This window comes from Streptomyces sp. NPDC051364 (genome assembly GCF_040682115.1).
GTDB lineage: Bacteria > Actinomycetota > Actinomycetes > Streptomycetales > Streptomycetaceae > Streptomyces.
The window spans coordinates 203,040-221,834 of the sequence record NZ_JBFBAH010000009.1 but is presented as its reverse complement, the minus strand read 5'-3'; the positions used below and the strand labels follow the sequence as shown (position 1 = coordinate 221,834).

The window sequence follows — 18,795 nt, the reverse complement described above, 5'->3', positions numbered from 1 at the left end:
GGCGAGCACCGTGGCGGGGCGCCGCCGGGGGAGGAGGCGGTGGGTCACTTGACGGCTCCTGCGGTGAGACCCGAGCGCCAGAACCGCTGCAGCCCGAGGAAGGCCAGTACGAGCGGGACGACGGCGACGAGTGAACCGGTGATCACCAGGGGATAGAGCTCGGGCTGCTGGTAGACGCTGCGGTTCCACATGAACAGGCCCAGACTGACGGGGTAGAGCCGCTCGTCGTTCAGCATGGTCAGCGCGCCGTAGAAGTTGTTCCAGATGGCCGTGAAGGTGAACAGGAAGATGGTCACAAACCCCGGCCACAGCATCGGGAACGACACGTGCGCGAACAGCCGCAGTTCACCCGCGCCGTCGACGCGGGCGGCCGCCAGCACCTCGTCGGGGACGTAGCCCTCGGCGAACACCCGGGCCAGGTACACCCCGAAGGGGTTGACCAGGGCGGGCACCAGGTAGGCCCAGTACGTGTTCACGGCGCCGCGGGCCGAGGCCATCAGGTACAGCGGCAGCTGGAGCACGGTGGCGGGGACCAGGATCCCGGCGAGGACGACACCGAAGAGCTTCTCCTTGTGCCGGAACTCGTAGGCGTGGAAGGCGTAGCCGCAGGCCACGCTGACGAGGGCCGAGAGGGTGGAGCCGACGACGGTGTAGAGCAGGCTGTTGGCGAGCCAGCGGCCGAAGATGCCGTCGTCGTACGTGAAGACCTCGCCGAGGTTGGTGAGGAGGCTGAAGTCCCCCGGGGCGTAGGGGGCGGTGGCGAAGAGGTCGCGGCGGTTCTTGGTGGCGGCCAGGACCAGCCAGGCGAGGGGCATCAGGGTGTAGGCCGCGACGAGGAGGAGCGCCGCGTTCACGGCGGTACGGGAGAGCAGGGCGCTCCTCGGCGCGAGGCGGGTCGGGGCCGGGCCGGGGGCAGCGGCGGGGGCAGGGCCGCGGGCCGGGCGCGCGGCCTCGGCCGGGGCGAGCGAGGCGGTCATGCAGACCTCCAGCGGTTGCCGAGCTTCGTGACGACGTAGGAGGCGGCGCCGGCGACCAGGGCGAGGAGCAGCGCGCTCGCGGCCGCCAGCCCGTAGTCGTGGCCCTTGAACGCGGCGCTGAAGATGTACATGGTGGGGGACCAGGACTCGCCCATCTCGGTGGTCCGGAGCTGGAGCAACTGCGGGGCGTCGAAGAGCTGGACGGCGCCGACGCAGGTGAACAGGACGGTCAGCACGAGGGTCGGCCGGATGCCCGGCACCTTCACCTGGAAGGCGGTGCGGATGGCTCCGGCGCCGTCCATGGTGGCGGCCTCGAGGGTCTCGCGGGGGATGGCCTGGAGCCCGGCGTAGAAGATGATCATGTTGTAGCCCGTCCACTGCCAGGCCGAGACGTTGACCACCGACAGCAGGGCCTCGTCACGGCCGAAGAAGTTCCAGGAGATCCCGGCCGAGTCGAGGACGTCGAGGACGGGACTGAGGCCGGGCGTGTAGAGGTAGAGCCAGATCATCGCGGCGATCAGGCCGGGGACGGCGTGCGGCAGGTAGAAGGCGATCTGGAAGAACCGCCGGGCACGGGCGAGGGCGGAGTCCAGGAGCAGGGCGAGGACCAGGGCACCGCCGACCATGACGGGGATGTAGAGAAGGCAGTAGACGGCGACGTGGCGGAAGGAGGCCAGGAAGAGGGGATCGGACAGAGCCTCGGTGTAGTTCCCGATTCCACTGAAGACCTGCCGGGCTCCGCCGAATCCGAGGCCGGACTGCTCCTCGCGGAAGAGGCTGAGCCAGGCGGCGTACCCGATGGGGGCGAGGGTCACGACGGCGAAGAGGAGGAAGAAGGGGGCCATGAACCAGGCGGCCGCACCAGCGCCGGCACCAGCGCCGGCACCTCCGGCGGTTCGACCCGGGTCGGGTGACCGCGCCGGGCGGGATGCGCCTGCCGGTCGGGGCGCCTGTGAGCGCAGGCCGACGCCGCGGCCTCCTGCGGTGCGGCCGACGTCGGCCGGCTGCGCGGAGCGCTGTCCGGCTGCCGAGTCGCCGGTCGAACCAGTCGAATCACTCAGGCCCGCGGGGCCAGTAGGGCCAGTGGGGCCGGCGGCGTCGGCGGAGTTGGTGCGCGGCATCAGCCGGCCAGGCCCAGGCCGCGGTCCTTGATGGCCTTCTCGGCGGCCGACTGGCCCTCGCCGAGGGCCTTGACCAGGTCCGGGCCGGCCGCGTTCTGCGCCGAGTTGACCTGGAGGTGGACCGGGCCCCACGTCCAGCCCGGCACGATGGTGGCCGCTGCGGCGCCGGCCAGGCCGTACGGATCCTGCCCCTCGAAGTACGTCGTGTCGAACAGCTTCGCCGCCTCGGCCCGCATCTCGGCGTTGGCCGGCAGGGCGCTGCTCGGCGACTTGAGCGAGCTGAGCCGGGCTTTGATCGCCTCCGGGTCGGTGGTGACCCACTTGATGAACTCCGCCGCCGCCTTGGTCTGCTTGCTGCCCTTCGGCACGATGTAAGAGGTGCCGCCGTACATGCCGGTGGCGGGCTTGCCGTCCCAGGTCGGGAGCGGGGCGATGCCCCACTTCCCCTTGAGGTCCGGGTAGTTCGCGAGGAAGGTGCCCGCGGTCCAGGCTGCACCGATGACGGTCGCGACCTGCCCGGACGAACGTTCCTTCGCCTCGCCCTCGCCCCACAGCGGGGTCTTCGAGGCCACCCCCGATGCCATCAGGCCGTTCCAGTACTCCGCCACCTTCTTCGAGGCGGGGTCGTTGATCGCTATCTTCCACTTGTCGCCCTCGGTGCCGTACCACCGGGCGCCCGCCTGCCAGGAGAGGCCCGCCAGCACCGCCGGGTCGCCGCCGCCGAAGTTGGTGATCTTCACCGAAGAGTCGGCCTGGTTGATCTTCTCCGCGGCCGCCTTGTACTCGTCCCACGTCTTCGGCACGGCCACCCCGTGCTTCTCGAAGATGTCCTTCCGGTAGAAGAGTTCGAGCGGGGTGACGTCGAACGGCACGGCCCACGTCTTGCCGCCCAGCTTCACCAATGATTGCACCGCCTCGGGGAACTTCTCGGAGACCAGCTTCCCGGACGTCGCGCTCAGGTCCTCCAGATTGCCGCCGCTCGCGAACTCCGGGAGCGCCGAGTAGTCCATCGTCGCGATGTCCGGCGCGTTGCCGCCCTTGACCGCATTGGCCAGCTTGGCCGCCCCGTCGGGCCCGCCCGGCACCGCCGAGAACTGCACCTGGATGTTCGGGTGCGTCTTGTTGAAGGCGTCCGCCGTCTGCTGCGCACCCGCGGACGAGGACCAGTACGTGACGGTGACCGGCTGCTCCGGCGAGCCGCCGGCCGCCCCGGCCGCGCCCGGCTCCGCCTCCCCGCCGCACGCGGTGGCGAGCAGGGCGAGCGAGGCGACCGAGGCGGTCAGGACGAATCGGGGCATGCGGAAGGAACGGAAGCTGCGCGACATGGTGTGACTCCTACGGACGACCGCAGACGGCGGCGGATGGGAGAACGAGGCCCATCTTTTGTGCGAACAAGCACACCGTCAAGAGCGAATGCGCAACTCGATCGAAACGATCGCTCCGAGAGTCCCCATCCTGTTCCTTATGAGCGGATCGTCAGCCGGGGGAGCAGCTCCAGATGCTGCCGCGACCCCGCCTGCTGCCCCGCCCCCTGCCCCTCGCCCGCCGCCGTCAGCCGGTCCAGCAGCAACCCCGCGGCCCGCGCCCCCACCTCGTGCTTGGCCGGCGCCACCGCCGAGAGCGGTACGTCGGCCAGCCCCGCCACCTCGTCGTCGTACGTGATCATCGCGAGGTCCTCCGGCACCCGGACCCCACGCGCCTGGAGTCTCGGGATCAGCATGATCGCGTCGGTGTCGCTGTGGATCAGGGCCGCGGTCACCCCGCCCGCCGTCACCGCCTCACAGAGGTAGTCCAGCGTCCGCGCGAACAGGTCCGCGTCCGAGAGCGGGCCCGGCCCTGCCGCCGGCCACGGCGGCGCCGGCTCCAGTCCGAGCGCGGCCACCGCCGCCTCGTACCCGGCCCGCAGCCGCGGCGTCGTCGGCGTCGCACGGCTGGCCAGCGCGATCCGCCGGTGGCCCCGTTCCACCAGGTGCTGCACCGCCGTCGCAGCGCCGTACGCATGGTCGGAGGCCACCCGGTCCAGGGCCGCGGCCGGATGTCCGGGCGGGGCCCACCGCTCCACCAGCACCGTCGGAACCGGCAGCTCCGCCGTCCACGCCCCCTCCCCGGGGCCGGGCGAACCGGCATCCCAGTTCGGGGTGAGCAGCAGCCCGTCCGCCCCGGTGGACAGCAGCCGGTCGGCCTGCGTCCGGTCCTCGCCGGGCAGGTACCGGGTCAGGCCCACGGTCAGCCGCGCGCCCCGCGCCTCCACCACCTCGCGGGCTCCGCGTACGACCTCCGCGTAGTAGTACTCGGTGGTCGGCACCACCATCCCGATCACCAGGCCCTCGGCCTCCGCCGGGGCCGGCGACCGGCTCCCGCCCGGCCCGGGGACCGGCACCGGGCCCGCCGAAGCGCCCGGCCGCCCGGCCTCCACCCGGCTGATCACCCCGTGCATCCGGTGGATCTCGCCCCGGGCCGCCATCGCCTCGATGTCGCGCCGCAAGGTGACCGGCGAGACGCCCAGCTCCTGTGCCAGATCCGCCACGCGCACGCTGCCCCGGGCCCGCACCAGCGCGAGCACCTGCGCCTGGCGCTGGTCCACATGTGGTCTCAAGGTTTCCCTGCCCCCTGCAGTCTTCCGACGGTGTCCGTCTCGGTATCCGTATCCGTGTCTGCATCGCCATCATAGAGAACCGAACCGATCGTTTCGATCGTTTCCGCTCAACCGGTCATTGACGGCGTGGACGGTGCGTTCATATATTCGGCGGCGTCCGGCACCTCACGGCATCACGACCTCTCTCGGGAGTCAGCGCATGCTCACGTACGACCAGGACGGATTCCGGCGCGCAGGCCGCCCCCACCGCATCGTCTCGGGGGCCCTGCACTACTTCCGTGTCCATCCCGACCTGTGGGAGGACCGGTTGCGGCGGCTGCGCGCCCTGGGTGCCAACACCGTGGACACGTACGTCCCCTGGAACTTCCACGAGACCGCCCCCGGCAAGGCAGACTTCACCGGGCCGCGCGACCTCGGCCGCTTCCTGCGCACCGCCCAGGACCTCGGCCTCGACGCCGTCGTCCGCCCCGGCCCGTACATCTGCGCAGAATGGGACTTCGGCGGCCTGCCCGCCCGGCTCCTCGCCGTCGACGGCCTCCACCTGCGCTGCTCCGACCCCCGCTTCGAGGCCGAGGCCGACGGCTGGTTCGACCTCGTCGCCGCCGAGCTGCTGCCGCTGCTCGCGAGCCGCGGCGGTCCGGTCGTCGCCGTACAGATCGAGAACGAGTACGGCTCGTACGGCAACGACACCCGCTACCGCGCCCATGTGGAACAGGCCCTGGTCGAACGCGGAGTGGACTGCCTCCTGTTCACCGCCGACGGCCCCGAGGACGCCATGCTCCAGGGCGGCATGCTCCCGGGCCGGCTCGCCACCGCCACCTTCGGTGCCCGGCCCGCCGAACGCCTCGCCCACCTGCGCCGCTACCAGCGGACCGGCCCGCTCGCCGCCATGGAGTTCTGGATCGGCTGGTTCGACCACTGGGGCGAGGACCACCACGTCCGTGCCGTCGAGGACGCGGCGCAGTCCCTCGACGAACTCCTCGCCACCGGCGCCTCCGTCAACCTCTACATGGCCCACGGCGGCACCAACTTCGGCTTCTGGGCGGGCGCCAACCACACCGGGTCGCGGCCCGGCGACCCCGGCTACGAGCCCACCGTCACCAGCTACGACTACGACGCCCCGATCGGCGAGGCCGGCGAACTCACCCCCAAGTTCCACGCGTTCCGCGAGGTCATCGGCAAGTACGTGCCGCTGCCCGACGGGCCGTTGCCCGAACCGCCGCCCCGTATCACTCCCGCCCTTGCGGTCCCCGCCGGCACCGCTCCGCTCCTGGACCACCTCGACCTGCTGGGCGGGGAGCCCGTGCTGCGCCCCGCGCCCGAGTCCATGGAGAAGCTCGGCCAGGCCCACGGCATGATCCACTACCGCACCACCGTCACCGGCCCGCGCCCCGCCATGCCCGTCCGGATCGACGGCCTCGGCGACCGGGCGTACGTGTTCGCCGACGGGGAGCCCCTCGGCGTCCTCGATCGCAACCGGCCGGACGAGGGCCTCGACCTGCCCGTCGGCGAGGCGGGGGTCGTCCTCGACGTCCTCGTCCGCGCCCAGGGCCGGGTCAACTACGGCCCGCTCCTCGACGACCGCAAGGGCATCTGGCGCGGTGTCCGCCATGGCCACCAGCAGCTGTTCGAGTGGGAGATCCGGACGCTCCCGCTCACCGACCCGACCGGCCTGGACTGGTCGCCCGACACACCCGACACCCCCGAAGCGGGCCGCCCGGCCTTCCACCGCTTCACCCACGCCCTCCCGGACGCCCCCGCCGACGGATTCGTCGACCTCTCCGGCTGGGGCACCGGCCTCGTCTGGCTGAACGGCTTCCTCCTCGGCCACTACGACACCCCGCGCGGACCGCAGCGCACCCTGTACGCCCCCGCGCCCCTGTGGCGGAGCGGCCGGAACGAGATCGTCCTCCTCGAGCTGGAGCGCCCCGGCGCCGATCTGCCGCTGCGCGACCGCCCCGACCTCGGCCGCCCCACCGTCGTCACCCTCGAATGAACCCCGGCGAACCCCGCGAACCGCGAGGACCCCGGCGAACTCCGGTGACCATCCCTTGAGAGAAGCTCTTCCCGTGAAGCGAACGAGCACCCGCCTGGCCGACGGCCGCGAGATCCTGTACTACGACGCCGACGACGGCGCGGCCCGCGCCGTCCCCGACACCCGCCCCCTCGACGCGTCCGCCACCTCCTCCGAGGTGCGCCGCGACCCGCTGCTCGGCGACGCCGTCGTCATCGCCTCCCACCGCCAGGGACGCACCTACCTCCCGCCCGCCGACGCCTGCCCGCTGTGCCCCTCCACCGAGGGACGCGCGAGCGAGATCCCGGCCCCCGACTACGACGTGGTCGTCTTCGAGAACCGCTTCCCCTCCCTCGCCGGCGACACCGGCCGCTGCGAGGTCATCTGCTTCACCCCCGACCACCTGACCTCCTTCGCCGAGCTCGACGAGGAGCGCGCCGCGCTGGTCCTGGCCGCCTGGACCGACCGCACCGCCGAGCTCTCCGCCCACCACGGGGTCCGGCAGATCTACTGCTTCGAGAACCGCGGCACCGAGATCGGCGTGACCCTCGCGCACCCGCACGGCCAGATCTACGCCTTCCCCTTCATCACCCCGCGCACCACCCGCATGCTCGCCACCGTCGCCGCCCACCGCGCCCGCACCGGCGGCAACCTCTTCGAGGAGGTGCTCGCCGCCGAACGCGCCGAGGGCACCCGAGTGGTCCTCGAAGGGGAGCACTGGACCGCCTTCGTGCCCTACGCCGCGCGCTGGCCGTACGAGGTCCACCTCTATCCGCACCGCCGCACCGCCGACCTGACCACGCTGGACGACGCGGCCCGCGCCGAGTTCCCCCGCCTCTACCTGGAGCTGCTGCGCCGCTTCGACCGGCTGTTCGGGACACCCGGGCCCACCCCGTACATCTCCGCCTGGCACCAGGCGCCGACCTCCGGTGAGGGCCGGGCCGACTTCGCGCTCCACCTGGAGCTCTTCACGGTCCGCCGCACCGCTGACAAGCTCAAGTACCTGGCGGGAACCGAATCCGGGATGGAGGCCTACATGAACGACGTCCGGCCCGAGGACGCGGCCGCGCGGCTGCGCGAGGTGGCGAGCCGATGAAGGGCGGCGAGCCGATGAACGGTGGCGAGCCGGTGAACCAGGCCGCCGCGGACGGGTTCCGCCGGCTGTACGGGTCCCCGCCCGAGGGAGTCTGGGCGGCTCCGGGCCGGGTCAACCTCATCGGCGAACACACCGACTACAACGACGGCTTCGCCCTGCCCTTCGCGCTCCCGCAGCGCACGCAGGTCGCCGCCGCCCGGCGCGCCGACGGGATCCTCCGGCTCCACTCCGCCGACGTCCCCTCCGGCGTGGTCACCGTCCGCCCCGCCGACCTCGACCCGGCCCGCCCGCCCACCGGCGCCGCAGGCTGGGCCGCGTACCCGGCCGGGGTGCTGTGGGCCCTGCTGGACGCCGGCCTTCCGGTCGGCGGCGCGGAGCTGCACATCCGCTCCGACGTGCCCACCGGCGCCGGGCTGTCCTCCTCTGCCGCCCTGGAGGTGGCCACCGCCCTGGCACTCACCGACCTGTACGGGATCCCGCTCACCGGCACCGAACTGGCCGCGCTCGCCCGCCGTGCCGAGAACGCCTACGTCGGCGTGCCCTGCGGGGTGATGGACCAGACGGCCTCGGCCTGCGCCACCGAGGGCCACGCCCTCCACCTGGACACCCGCACCCTCGAACAGCGGCACATCCCCTTCGACTGCGCGGCGGCGGGCCTCCGCCTCCTGGTCATCGACACCCGGGTCAAGCACGACCTGGCCGACGGGGCCTACGCCGAGCGCCTCGCCTCCTGCCACGGGGCGGCCGCCGAGCTCGGGCTGCCCGCCCTGCGCGACCTCCCGTACGAGGAGCTGGAGCAGGCCCTGGCCCGCCTCGGCGACCCGGTCCGGCGCAAACGGGTCCGGCACGTCGTCACCGAGAACGAACGGGTCGTACGGGTGGAGGAACTGCTGCGCGCCGGACGGCTGCGGGAGGCGGGCCCGCTGCTGACCGAGGGCCACGCCTCGCTGCGGGACGACTACGAGGTGTCCTGCGCCGAGCTCGACCTGGCGGTCGCCACCGCCGACGCGGCGGGCGCGTACGGGGCCCGGATGACCGGCGGCGGCTTCGGCGGCTCGGCCCTGGCCCTGATCGACGCGGACGCCGAGCCGGCCGTGACCCGGGCGGTCACGGAGGCCTTCGTCGCGGCCGGGTTCAAGCCGCCGCGCATCACGGCGGCAGAGCCGTCCGCAGGGGCGGGCCGGACGGTGTGACGAGGGAGGAAGGGCAGCTTCCGCCGAACCGGCGTGCCTAGACTGATCACTTCGTCGATCAGGTGCCGTACGAACGCGGAGGAACGAAACGCATGCGCTACATCCCGCTGGGCAGTTCAGGTCTTCAGGTCTCCGCCGTCGGGCTCGGCTGCAACAACTTCGGCGGCCGCCTCGACGCCCAGGCGACCCGCGCCGTCGTCGACGCCGCGCTCGACGCGGGGATCACCCTCCTCGACACCGCCGACATCTACGGCGGCCGAGGCGGCTCCGAGCGCCACCTCGGACAGGCCCTCAAGGGCCGCCGCGACCAGGTCGTCCTCGCCACCAAGTTCGGCTACGCGGGCATGGACATGGAGTACGGGCCCGCCGCCGGATCCCGCGGCGGCCGCGCGTACATCCGGCGGGCCGTCGAGGAGTCCCTGCGCCGCCTGGACACCGACCACATCGACCTCTACCAGCTGCACAGCCCCGACCCGGCCACCCCCGTCGCCGAAACCCTGGCCGCGCTCACCGAGCTGGTCGCCGAGGGCAAGATCCGCTACATCGGCCACTCCAACTTCAGCGGCTGGCAGCTCGCCGAAGCCGCCCACGTCGCCCGCGAGACGGGCGCGGCCCCGTTCGTGTCGGCACAGAACGAATGGTCGCTGCTCCAGCGGAACGCGGAGGCCGAGCTGGTCCCGGCCGCCGTGCACTACGGCCTCGGCGTGCTCCCGTACTTCCCGCTCGCCAACGGCCTGCTGACCGGCAAGATCCGCCGGGGTGCCCCGGTGCCGGCCGGCTCACGCCTGGAGGGGCGCGACGCGTACCTCACCGAAGGGCGGCTCGACACGGTCGAGGCGCTGGCCGCCGTCGCCGACAAGCACGGCCGCAGCGTCCTCGAGCTCGCCATCGGCTGGCTCTCCGCCCAGCCGGGCTGCTCCTCCGTCATCGCGGGCGCCACCTCCCCCGAGCAGGTACGGGCCAACGCGGCCGTCGCCGACCGCCCGCTGGAGCCCGAACTGCTGGCGGAGATCGACGCGATCGCGGGGGCGTGAGCCGCGGCGCGGCGCGGCGTTTCGGCGGGGCGGGCTCAGGCAGGCGCACCCGTCAGGACCTCCACCTTGCCCGTGTCCAGCGAGTAGTAGGCGCCTACGACGGCCAGGGCGCCCTTCTTCACGAGGGGCCCCAGGTCGGCGTTGGCCCGCAGATCGTCCGCGGTCACCTTGATCTGGTGGTGGGTCATGGTGTCGACGGGGTCGGCGCCGGGGTTCTTCGCCGTCAGCTCGTACGCGGGCACCATGGCCTTGGCGATGGCCTGCAGATTGCCGGGCAGCGGCGTGCCGCCCTTCAGCGACTTGTACGCGGCCTCGATCGCGCCGCAGCGCTGATGCCCGAGCACGACGACCAGCGGAGTGCTGCCCGTCATGGGCCCGTACTCGACGGAACCGGTCACGACCGGGCCGACCGCCTGCCCGCCCGTACGCAGGACGTACAGGTCGCCGAGCCCGGTGTCGAAGATCAGCTCGGGCGCCACCCGGGAGTCGATGCACGACAGGACCACGCCGAAGGGGTCCTGTGCCTCGGCGACGAGCTCGCGCCGCTCGGGATCGCGGTCGGGGTGTTCGAGGTTTCCGCTCACCCAGCGCCTGTTGCCTTCCATCAGGCGCGCGAACGCAGCCTCGGGTGTGGCCGGCCGCGGCGGCGGGGCTGCGGTCGCCACCCGCGGCGCCCTCGGGGACGAGCATCCCGAGAGCACGGCGGCCGCAGCCGCGAGGCCACCGGTCAGCAGGGCCCTGCGAGCCGGAAGTCCTGGTGTGTGCATCGGTGGTACCCCTTGGTGCCGCGCAGACGCGTCCGTACGTCGTGACGACCGCGATTGTTCAGCGCGCCGGGGGCGCCCGGACGGCAGGCGCACGCGGGCGCGCACCCCATTGCCACGGACGGCCCACACACGGGGCGACGGCTCAGGACACGATGTCCTTGCGGGCGAACCCGCGGAACGCGAGCGCGAACAGCACCAGCGCGTACGCCACCGACACCGCCGTCCCCTTGACCATCCCGCCCCACTCCAGCTGCGGCTGTAGCGCGTCCGCCCACGCGAACTGCCAGTGCGCGGGCAGGAACTCCCGCCACGATCCGAGCGCCGTCACCGCGTCCAGCACGTTACCGACGATCGTCAGGCCGACCGCCCCGCCCACCGCGCCCAGAGGCGCGTCCGTCCGGGTCGACAGCCAGAACGCCAGCCCGGCCGTGACCAGCTGCGACACGAAGACGAAGGCCACCACCAGGGCGAGGCGCGGCACGGTGTCCGCGGCCGCCAACGAGCCACCCGTGGGCAGCTTCAGCGGCCCCCACCCGTACGCGGCCGTGCCCGCCGCCAGCGCCACCACCGGCAGCAGGACCATCGCCGCCAGGCTGAAGCCCAGCGCCACCACCAGCTTGCTCCACAGCAGCCGGGCCCTCGGCACCGGCGAGGCCAGCAGGTAGCGCAGCGAGGACCAGCTGGCCTCCGAGGCGACCGTGTCCCCGCAGAACAGCGCCACCGGCACCACCAGCAGGAAGCCGGCCGACACGAACAGGCAGGTGGCCGCGAAGTTCGCGCCCGAGGCCGTGGCCGTGTCGATGAGCGTGATCCGGCCGTCTCCGCCGCCCCGGCCGCCGTCCTGCCCGCCGCCCACCGCGAACGCGATGATCATGACGAACGGGAGGGCGGCCAGTACCCCGGCCATCACCAGCGTCCGCCGCCGGCGCCACTGGCGCAGCGCCTCCACGCGCAGGGGCAGCGTACGGCTTGCCCGGTAGCCGGGGGCCACCTCTGTCACGGTCTCCGTCACGGCGCTCACGCCGCACCTCCGATCAGGGTGAGGAACACGTCCTCGAGCCGGCGGTGCGGCCCCACTGCGGACACCGGCACCTCCAGCCGTACCAGCTCGGCGATCAGCCCGGCGGCCGTCGCTCCCTCAAGCCGTACCAGCAGCCCGTCGTCGGCCGCCGCCACGGAACCCACTCCCTCCAGCGCGGCCACCTTCCCCACGACCACTTCGTCCACCGGCTCGGCCAGCGTCACCAGCAGCACGTCCCCGCCACCCGTGATCTCCGCGACCTCGCCTGCCTGTACGAGCCGTCCGCGGTCCATGACCACCAGGTGGGTGCACGACTGCTCGACCTCCGACAACAGATGGCTGGAGACGATGACCGTCCGCCCGCCCGCCGCGTACCGGATCATCACGTCCCGCATCTCCCGGATCTGCGGCGGGTCCAGACCGTTCGTCGGCTCGTCGAGGATCAGCAGGTCCGGCATCCCGAGCATGGCCTGCGCGATCGCGAGCCGCTGCCGCATGCCCTGCGAGTACGTGCGCACCGCGCGCTCCAGCGCATCGCCCAGGCCGGCGATCTCCAGGGCCTCCGCCATGTGCGCGTCCCCGGCCGGGCGGCCGGTGGCCTGCCAGTACAGCTCCAGGTTGGCCCGCCCCGACAGGTGCGGCAGGAAACCGGCCCCCTCGACGAACGCCCCGACCCGCGACAGCACCGGAGCCCCGGCCCGTACTGCGTGTCCGAACACCCGGATCTCCCCGGCGTCCGGCGAGATCAGCCCCATCAGCATCCGCAGTGTGGTCGTCTTGCCGGCGCCGTTGGGCCCGAGCAGGCCCAGGACCTGCCCCTTCTCCACCCGGAACGACAGGTCCCGCACCGCGTACCGGCCCTGTGCGCCTCCGTACCGCTTCGTCAGACCGGTGATTTCAAGCGGTACGCCGGCCAGCGCGGGGTCGGGCTGCGGTCCCCCGCCCCGCGCCCCCGCACCCTCCCGGCCGGTCCTCCGGATCCCCAGCAGCGCCGCGGCCAGCAGCGCAGCACTCAGCGGCAGCCCCCAGGTCCACGCGGGCAGCCCCGCCGAGGCCGTCCGTACCCCGTCGGCCACCGGAACGGCCAGGGCGCCCTGCGCCGTGACCGTATAGGTGGCCGGCGCGGCCGGGGACGCGTAGCCGAGGTCGGTGGCGGCGACGACGAGCCGCAGCCGGTGCCCGGCCTCCACGGCGTGGTCGACGGCGGGGAGCCGCAGCTCCACCGTCGCCCCCTGCTGCGCGTTCTCCACCCGCACCGGGGCGACCAGCTGGCTCGGCAGCACCGCCTGGCGCCCGTCGGGCCCGACGTCGTACAGCTTGCCGAACAGGACGGCCGAACCGTCCGCAGCCGTCGACCTCACGCTGAGGGTGACGGTCGGCGTCCCGGTGATCCGTACCTCCTCGGTCAGCGGCTGCGACTCGAACCGGGCGTTCTGCCCGGGGAAGTCCAGCGAGAGCCCGGCCCCGAACGCGGCGAGCTGCCCGCCGATCCCCGGCAGGGAGGACAGCGCGGGCGGAGCGCCGCCCGCCGGATTGGCGAAGCTCTGCTCCCGGCCGCTCAGGGCGAACTCCCGGGGACCGGACGTCAGCCCCGGGTAGCGCTCGCCGCTCGCGCCGCGCAACTGGACCGCCCCGTCGGTGGAGGAGATGCCGCCGGAGCGCGAGACCCGGAAGGCCGGGCCGGTGTCCGCGCCCCCGTCGTCCTTCAGGTAGCGGTCGAACCAGGCGGCCACCCGGGCCTCGACCCGGCCGGACTCGCGCATGCCGCCGTCGTGCCCGCCGGCCGCCCAGTCCACGGAGACGGGCGCACCGTTCGCCGCGATCGCCTTCGCCATGGCGTCGGCCTGATCCAGCGGGAAGAGGGAGTCCTCCTGGCCCTGCACGATCAGGGTCGGCACCTTGATCCGGTCGCCGACCGCCGACGGGCTGCGCCGCTCCAGCAGGGCGCGGGCCTCGGCGTCGGGCTTACCGGCCACCGCGACCCGCTCGTACATGGCGCACAGCTCGGGCCGGAACCGCCCGCAGGCGGTGGCGGCCTCGGAGGAGCCGGGGGCGGCCGCCGCCCCGGGACTGCCCGTCGGCAGCGCCCCGGGCTGCATCCCGTCGGCCGAACCGGTGGTGAAGAACAGCCCCGCCCACAGCTTCTTGAACACGCCCTGCGGGAAGAGCGAGTCCGCGAGGTTCCAGTACGTGATCTGCGGGGCGATCGCGTCGATCCGCCGGTCGTATCCGGCGGCGAGCAGCGAGATCGCCCCGCCGTACGAGGCTCCGGCGACGCCGACGCGCGGATCGCCGTTCCCGTCGAGCCGCACCTCGGGCTGCTGCGCGAGCCAGTCGACGAGCCGCGACACGTCCTTGACCTCGTGCTCGGGGTCGTTCAGCCCGATCTGCCCGCCGGTGCGGCCGAAGCCGCGGGCCGACCAGGTCAGGACGGCGTACCCGTCCCGGGCCAGCTGCTCGGCCTGCGCGCGGACGTCGTCCTTGCTGCCGCCGAAACCGTGCCCGAGCAGCACGGCGGGGCGCTTGCCCCCGCCGCCGGCCGTGAAGTACGAGGTGTCGATCCCGGCGCCGGGCATCTCCACCGTCCGGTCCTGGCGGTGCACGGGGGGCGCCCCGCCGGACGCGGCGGCGGTCCACGTACCGGCCCCCGCGACGACGGCGAGCGCGGCGGCACCCGCGAGCAGGCGGCTTCGGCGGCGCCGTGGCAGCCGGAGCTTCGGCGATCGGAGCTTCATACGGGAACCCTAGACGCCGGGCCGTCGAGCCCTGAGCGCCCCCAGGCGGAACCTCCCACCTCCTCGAGGAGTACACGGGCAGCCCGGCATACCGCACCTGCGGTACCCGGACCCGACCTGCGCCGTACGCCGGGCGGCGGGAGGATGACGGCATGCTGCTCGCCGAGGTCGCGCGCGTGTCCCGGGAGGTCGCCGAGACCTCCGCCCGGTCCCGGAAGACCGCCCTGCTCGCGGAGCTCTTCGCCGCGGCGCCGCCCGAGGAGGCCGGCCTGGTCATCTCGTACCTCGCCGGGCGGCTTCCGCAGGGCCGGCCCGGGATCGGCTGGCGCGCGCTCGGCCGGGAGGTCGAACCCGCCGCCGAGCCCACCCTGACCGTCACCGCCGTCGACGCGGCGGTGACCGAGTTCGCCGGCGTGGCGGGCGCGGGCTCGCAGGCCGAGCGGCGCCGGATCCTCGAAGCCCTGCTCGGCGCGGCCACCGGGCCCGAGCAGCGGTTCCTGCGCAGCCTGCTCTCCGGCGAGGTCCGCCAGGGCGCCCTCGACGCGATCGCGCTGGAAGGGGTCGCCGCGGCCGCCGGAGTGCCGGCCGCCGAGCTGCGCCGGGCCGTGATGCTCGACGGCTCGCTGCCCCGGGTGGCCGCGGCGGCGCTGGCCGACGGTGCGGCGGCCCTGCGCGGGGTCACCCTGCGCGTCGGGCAGCCCGTACAGCCGATGCTGGCGAACACCGCCACGTCGGTGGCCGAGGCCCTGGCCGCGCTCGGACCGTGCGCGGTGGAGGAGAAACTCGACGGGATCCGCGTGCAAGTGCACCGGGACGGGGACGACGTACGGGTGTACACGCGCTCCCTGGACGAGATCACCGACCGGCTGCCGGAGGTGGCACAGCGGGCACGGGCGCTGCCGGGCGAGCGGTTCATCCTCGACGGCGAGGTGATCGGGCAGACGCCGGACGGCCGGCCGGTGCCCTTCCAGGAGGTCGCGAGCCGGGTCGGATCGCGCGTCGACGTCGAGACCGCGCGGCGGACGCTGCCCGTCGTCCCGTACTTCTTCGACGTGCTGGCGGCGGGGGACCAGGTGCTCCTCGACCTCCCGGTGCGCGAGCGGTACGCGGCGCTCGCCGCCCTCGTGCCGCAGGACTCCCGGGTCCGCCGGCTCGTCGTCGAGGACCCGCAGGAGCAGGGGGCCGCCGCCGAGGAGTTCTGGGCGGAGACCCTGCGCCGGGGCCACGAGGGGGTCATGGTCAAGGCCCTCGACTCGACCTACGCGGCCGGGCGGCGCGGCAAACACTGGCTCAAGGTGAAACCGGTGCACACCCTCGACCTCGTGGTGCTCGCCGTCGAATGGGGGCACGGCCGGCGCACCGGACTGCTGTCGAACCTGCACCTCGGGGCCCGGGCCGCCGACGGCACGTACGCCATGCTCGGCAAGACCTTCAAGGGGCTCACCGACGAGATGCTGCGCTGGCAGACCGGCCGGCTGCGGGAGCTGGCGGTGGAGGACGACGGCTTCACCGTGCGGGTGCGGCCCGAACTGGTCGTGGAGATCGCGTACGACGGCCTCCAGCGCTCCCCGCGCTACCCGGCCGGGGTCGCCCTGCGCTTCGCGCGGGTCCTGCGGCACCGCCCGGACAAGACCGCGGCACAGGCGGACACGGTGGAGACGGTGCTCGGCGGAGGATGACGGGGACGGCCCCGCTTTTGCCTCAGAGGCAAGAGAAATTGCCAGGCAGGCAGGATTCTGGCTCAATCGGGGTATGACATCCGGTCCTGCCCCCGGCCCCGAAGGCCCCGAGCGTCCCGACGAAGCGGTCGGCCCCGACCTCGGCGCCGGCGCCGACGAGCTGCCCTCCGTGGCTCCCCAGCTGCGTGAGCTGCGGCGCCGCGCCGGGCTCACGCTGGAGGCCGCCGCCGCGCGGGCCCGGCTCTCGCCCGCGCACCTGTCCCGGCTGGAGACCGGGCGGCGCCAGCCCTCGCTGCCGCTGCTTCTCGGACTCGCCCGCACCTACGGTACGACGGTCTCGGAACTGCTCGGCGAGACCCCCGCCGTCGCCGATCCCATCGTACGGGCGGGCGGTCCGGGCGCCCGCGAGGCCGACGGGTGGACGTACTGGCAGGCCGGCGGCTCAAGCCGCGGGATGCAGGCGCTGCGCGTGCACGTCCCCCACGGCCGAAGCCAGGGCGAGCTGGTCCGCGTCCATCCCGGCGAGGAATGGCTGTACGTCCTCAACGGGCGGCTGCGGCTGCACCTGGCGGAGGCCGAGTACCTGCTGGAGCCGGGGGACAGCGCGCACTTCGACTCGCTGACCCCGCACCGGATCGGCGCGGCCACCGCGGGCGGCGCCGATCTGCTGTTCGTCCACACCCTGCTGCAGAGCAGCCTCGCCGGGCTGTGCCTCGGCGGCGGTGCCGGCAGCGGCACTGCGCACCACCTCTAGCCCAGGAGCCCCACCATGAACATCCAGTCCAAGTTCCCGCGCGGTCTGGTGATTCGGCTGATCGCCTACTTGTTCGTCGGCCACCTCTTCGCCTTCTTCGTCTACCTCCTCTTCGTCCTGGGCGGCCAGAACCAGTAACCGAAGGCCGGGGCCCGCGACTCTGGAAACGTGCAGGTCCTGTCGCTACCCTCCGCGCATGATTTCCACGGTTGTCTGGGGTACCGGCAACGTCGGCCGTTTGGCCATCCGTGCCGTAGAGGCCCATCCGGCGCTGAAACTGGCCGCCGTCATCGTCCACCATCCCGACAAAATCGGCCGCGACGCGGGCCGGCTCGGCGAACTCGACCACGACACCGGGGTCCTGGCCACCGACGACATCGAGGCGGTCCTCGCCGCCGGGCCGCAGGCCGTCGTCTACGCGGCCTCCGGCGACACCCGCCCCGACGACGCGCTCGCCGACATCACCCGGGCCGTCCGGGCCGGCGCGGTCGTCGTCAGCCCCGCCCTCTACCCGCTCTACGACCACCGCAACGCCCCGCCCGAGTTCCGCGATCCGGTGGCCGCCGCCGTCGCGGAGGGCGGCGGCTCGCTGTTCGCCTCCGGCGTCGACCCCGGCTGGGGCAACGACGTACTCCCGCTCCTGCTCAGCGGACTCGGCAGCACCATCGACGCCATCCGCTGCCAGGAGATATTCGACTACTCCACCTACGACCAGCCGGACTCCGTCCGCTACCTCGTCGGCATGGGACAGCCCATGGACTTCGAGCCGATGATGCTGATGCCGTCCGTCCCGACCATGGTGTGGGGCGGGCAGATCCGCATGATGGCCCGGGCCCTGGGCGTCGAACTCGACGAGATCCGCGAGACCGTGGACCGCCGGGCCCTCGACACCACCGTGACGACCCGCACGATGGGCGAGTTCGAGGCCGGCACCCAGGGCGCCATCCGCTTCGAAGTGCAGGGCATCGTCGAGGGCGAACCCCGCATCGTCATCGAGCACGTCACCCGCATCCACACCTCCTGCGCCCCCGACTGGCCCACACCGCCCGACGGCGGCGACGGCGCCCACCGGGTGATCATCGAGGGCCGCCCGCACATCGAGGTCACCATCGAGGCCACCGACGAGGGCGAGAACCGCTCGGCAGGCGGCAACGCCACCGCCGTCGGCCGTCTGGTCGGCGCCATCGACTGGCTGGTGGAGGCCGAACCGGGCCTCTACGACGCCCTCGACGTCCCCCTGCGCCCCGCCATCGGCAAGCTCGGAAGGAAGAAGCCATGAGGATCGACATACCCGAGGGCCAGCACCCGATCGAGTACGTGTGGGGCGACATGGTCCCCGGGATCGGGATGGCCGCCGCGAACTTCTCCCTGTCCGTGTACGCCCACACCACCCTGGGGCTGCGCGAGTTCGAGGCCGCACGACTGCGCGTCGCGCAGATCAACGGGTGCGTGTTCTGCCTGGACTGGCGGACCGAGCGGGACGGGGAAAAGGTCGAGGAGGAGTTCTCCGACGCCGTCACCGACTGGCGCACCACGGACCGGTTCGACGAACGGACCCGGCTGGCCGCCGAGTACGCGGAGCGGTACACGCTCGACCACCACAACCTCGATGAGGAGTTCTGGGAGCGGATGACCGCGCACTACAACCAGCTCGAGATCGTGGAGCTGACGATGAGCATCGGGTCCTGGCTGGCCTTCGGCCGGCTCAACCACGTGCTCGGCCTTGACAGCGTGTGCGTACTGCCGGGGCACTGAGGCCGGTTGCGGCAACGGGTCCGGGGCCGGTCGGTACCGCCGACGGCCCCGGG

At 73.2% G+C, this 18,795-nt stretch carries 16 protein-coding genes; 9 read left to right on the top strand and 7 right to left on the bottom strand.

Annotation, left to right across the window (positions count from 1 at the left end; genetic code table 11):
• Positions 1-44: 44 nt before the first annotated feature.
• The 4 genes from AB0M76_RS21290 to AB0M76_RS21275 all read right to left on the bottom strand — a co-directional run bounded on the left by AB0M76_RS21290 (position 45) and on the right by AB0M76_RS21275 (position 4,694).
• Entirely contained in the window at positions 45-977 is a 933-nt protein-coding gene (locus AB0M76_RS21290; RefSeq protein ID WP_365954331.1) for a carbohydrate ABC transporter permease, read from the bottom strand.
• Complete coding sequence (locus tag AB0M76_RS21285; RefSeq protein ID WP_365954330.1) at positions 974-1,822, bottom strand: sugar ABC transporter permease; 849 nt, start codon at positions 1,820-1,822, stop codon at positions 974-976. Before AB0M76_RS21285 ends, AB0M76_RS21290 begins: the two co-directional genes overlap by 4 nt.
• A gap of 275 nt (positions 1,823-2,097) precedes the next feature.
• Positions 2,098-3,423, bottom strand: coding sequence for a sugar ABC transporter substrate-binding protein (locus AB0M76_RS21280; RefSeq protein ID WP_365954329.1), 1,326 nt, complete (start codon positions 3,421-3,423; stop codon positions 2,098-2,100).
• Positions 3,424-3,560: 137 nt separating this feature from the next.
• Positions 3,561-4,694, bottom strand: a complete 1,134-nt coding sequence (locus AB0M76_RS21275) for a substrate-binding domain-containing protein (RefSeq protein ID WP_365954328.1) — start codon at positions 4,692-4,694, stop codon at positions 3,561-3,563.
• A gap of 199 nt (positions 4,695-4,893) precedes the next feature.
• Here AB0M76_RS21275 and AB0M76_RS21270 point away from each other — a divergent pair, with 199 nt between their 5' ends.
• The 4 genes from AB0M76_RS21270 to AB0M76_RS21255 all read left to right on the top strand — a co-directional run bounded on the left by AB0M76_RS21270 (position 4,894) and on the right by AB0M76_RS21255 (position 10,031).
• Positions 4,894-6,690, top strand: a complete 1,797-nt coding sequence (locus AB0M76_RS21270) for a beta-galactosidase family protein (RefSeq protein ID WP_365954327.1) — start codon at positions 4,894-4,896, stop codon at positions 6,688-6,690.
• A gap of 73 nt (positions 6,691-6,763) precedes the next feature.
• Complete coding sequence (gene galT / locus AB0M76_RS21265; RefSeq protein WP_365954326.1) at positions 6,764-7,804, top strand: galactose-1-phosphate uridylyltransferase; 1,041 nt, start codon at positions 6,764-6,766, stop codon at positions 7,802-7,804.
• A 14-nt stretch (positions 7,805-7,818) separates the two neighbouring features.
• Positions 7,819-8,997, top strand: coding sequence for a galactokinase (gene galK, locus AB0M76_RS21260; protein WP_365954427.1), 1,179 nt, complete (start codon positions 7,819-7,821; stop codon positions 8,995-8,997).
• 92 nt (positions 8,998-9,089) lie between these two features.
• Positions 9,090-10,031, top strand: a complete 942-nt coding sequence (locus tag AB0M76_RS21255) for an aldo/keto reductase (RefSeq protein ID WP_365954325.1) — start codon at positions 9,090-9,092, stop codon at positions 10,029-10,031.
• A 35-nt stretch (positions 10,032-10,066) separates the two neighbouring features.
• Here the strand turns inward: AB0M76_RS21255 and AB0M76_RS21250 are convergent, their stop codons facing one another.
• The 3 genes from AB0M76_RS21250 to AB0M76_RS21240 form a co-directional block, all read right to left on the bottom strand.
• The gene (locus AB0M76_RS21250; protein WP_365954324.1) at positions 10,067-10,636 is read right to left on the bottom strand and encodes a carbonic anhydrase; all 570 of its coding nucleotides are present in this window, start codon (positions 10,634-10,636) and stop codon (positions 10,067-10,069) included.
• A 304-nt stretch (positions 10,637-10,940) separates the two neighbouring features.
• Positions 10,941-11,819, bottom strand: a complete 879-nt coding sequence (locus tag AB0M76_RS21245) for an ABC transporter permease (protein ID WP_266660946.1) — start codon at positions 11,817-11,819, stop codon at positions 10,941-10,943.
• A complete protein-coding gene (locus tag AB0M76_RS21240) occupies positions 11,816-14,554 on the bottom strand; it encodes an alpha/beta fold hydrolase (protein ID WP_365954323.1) in 2,739 nt (912 codons plus the stop codon). Before AB0M76_RS21240 ends, AB0M76_RS21245 begins: the two co-directional genes overlap by 4 nt.
• 152 nt (positions 14,555-14,706) lie before the next feature.
• Here AB0M76_RS21240 and AB0M76_RS21235 point away from each other — a divergent pair, with 152 nt between their 5' ends.
• From AB0M76_RS21235 to AB0M76_RS21215, 5 genes are all read left to right on the top strand, one after another.
• Positions 14,707-16,233: an ATP-dependent DNA ligase gene (locus AB0M76_RS21235; RefSeq protein ID WP_365954322.1), complete on the top strand. Its 1,527-nt coding sequence runs from the start codon at positions 14,707-14,709 to the stop codon at positions 16,231-16,233.
• A 73-nt stretch (positions 16,234-16,306) separates the two neighbouring features.
• Positions 16,307-16,987: an XRE family transcriptional regulator gene (locus tag AB0M76_RS21230; protein ID WP_365954321.1), complete on the top strand. Its 681-nt coding sequence runs from the start codon at positions 16,307-16,309 to the stop codon at positions 16,985-16,987.
• A 15-nt stretch (positions 16,988-17,002) separates the two neighbouring features.
• Positions 17,003-17,125, top strand: a complete 123-nt coding sequence (locus AB0M76_RS21225; RefSeq protein ID WP_037635127.1) for a DUF6126 family protein — start codon at positions 17,003-17,005, stop codon at positions 17,123-17,125.
• A gap of 58 nt (positions 17,126-17,183) precedes the next feature.
• Positions 17,184-18,266 carry a dihydrodipicolinate reductase gene (locus AB0M76_RS21220; RefSeq protein WP_365954320.1) on the top strand — a complete coding sequence of 361 codons (1,083 nt, stop codon included), beginning with the start codon at positions 17,184-17,186 and terminating at the stop codon, positions 18,264-18,266.
• A complete protein-coding gene (locus AB0M76_RS21215) occupies positions 18,263-18,742 on the top strand; it encodes a carboxymuconolactone decarboxylase family protein (protein WP_365954319.1) in 480 nt (159 codons plus the stop codon). Before AB0M76_RS21220 ends, AB0M76_RS21215 begins: the two co-directional genes overlap by 4 nt.
• Positions 18,743-18,795 lie beyond the last annotated feature (53 nt).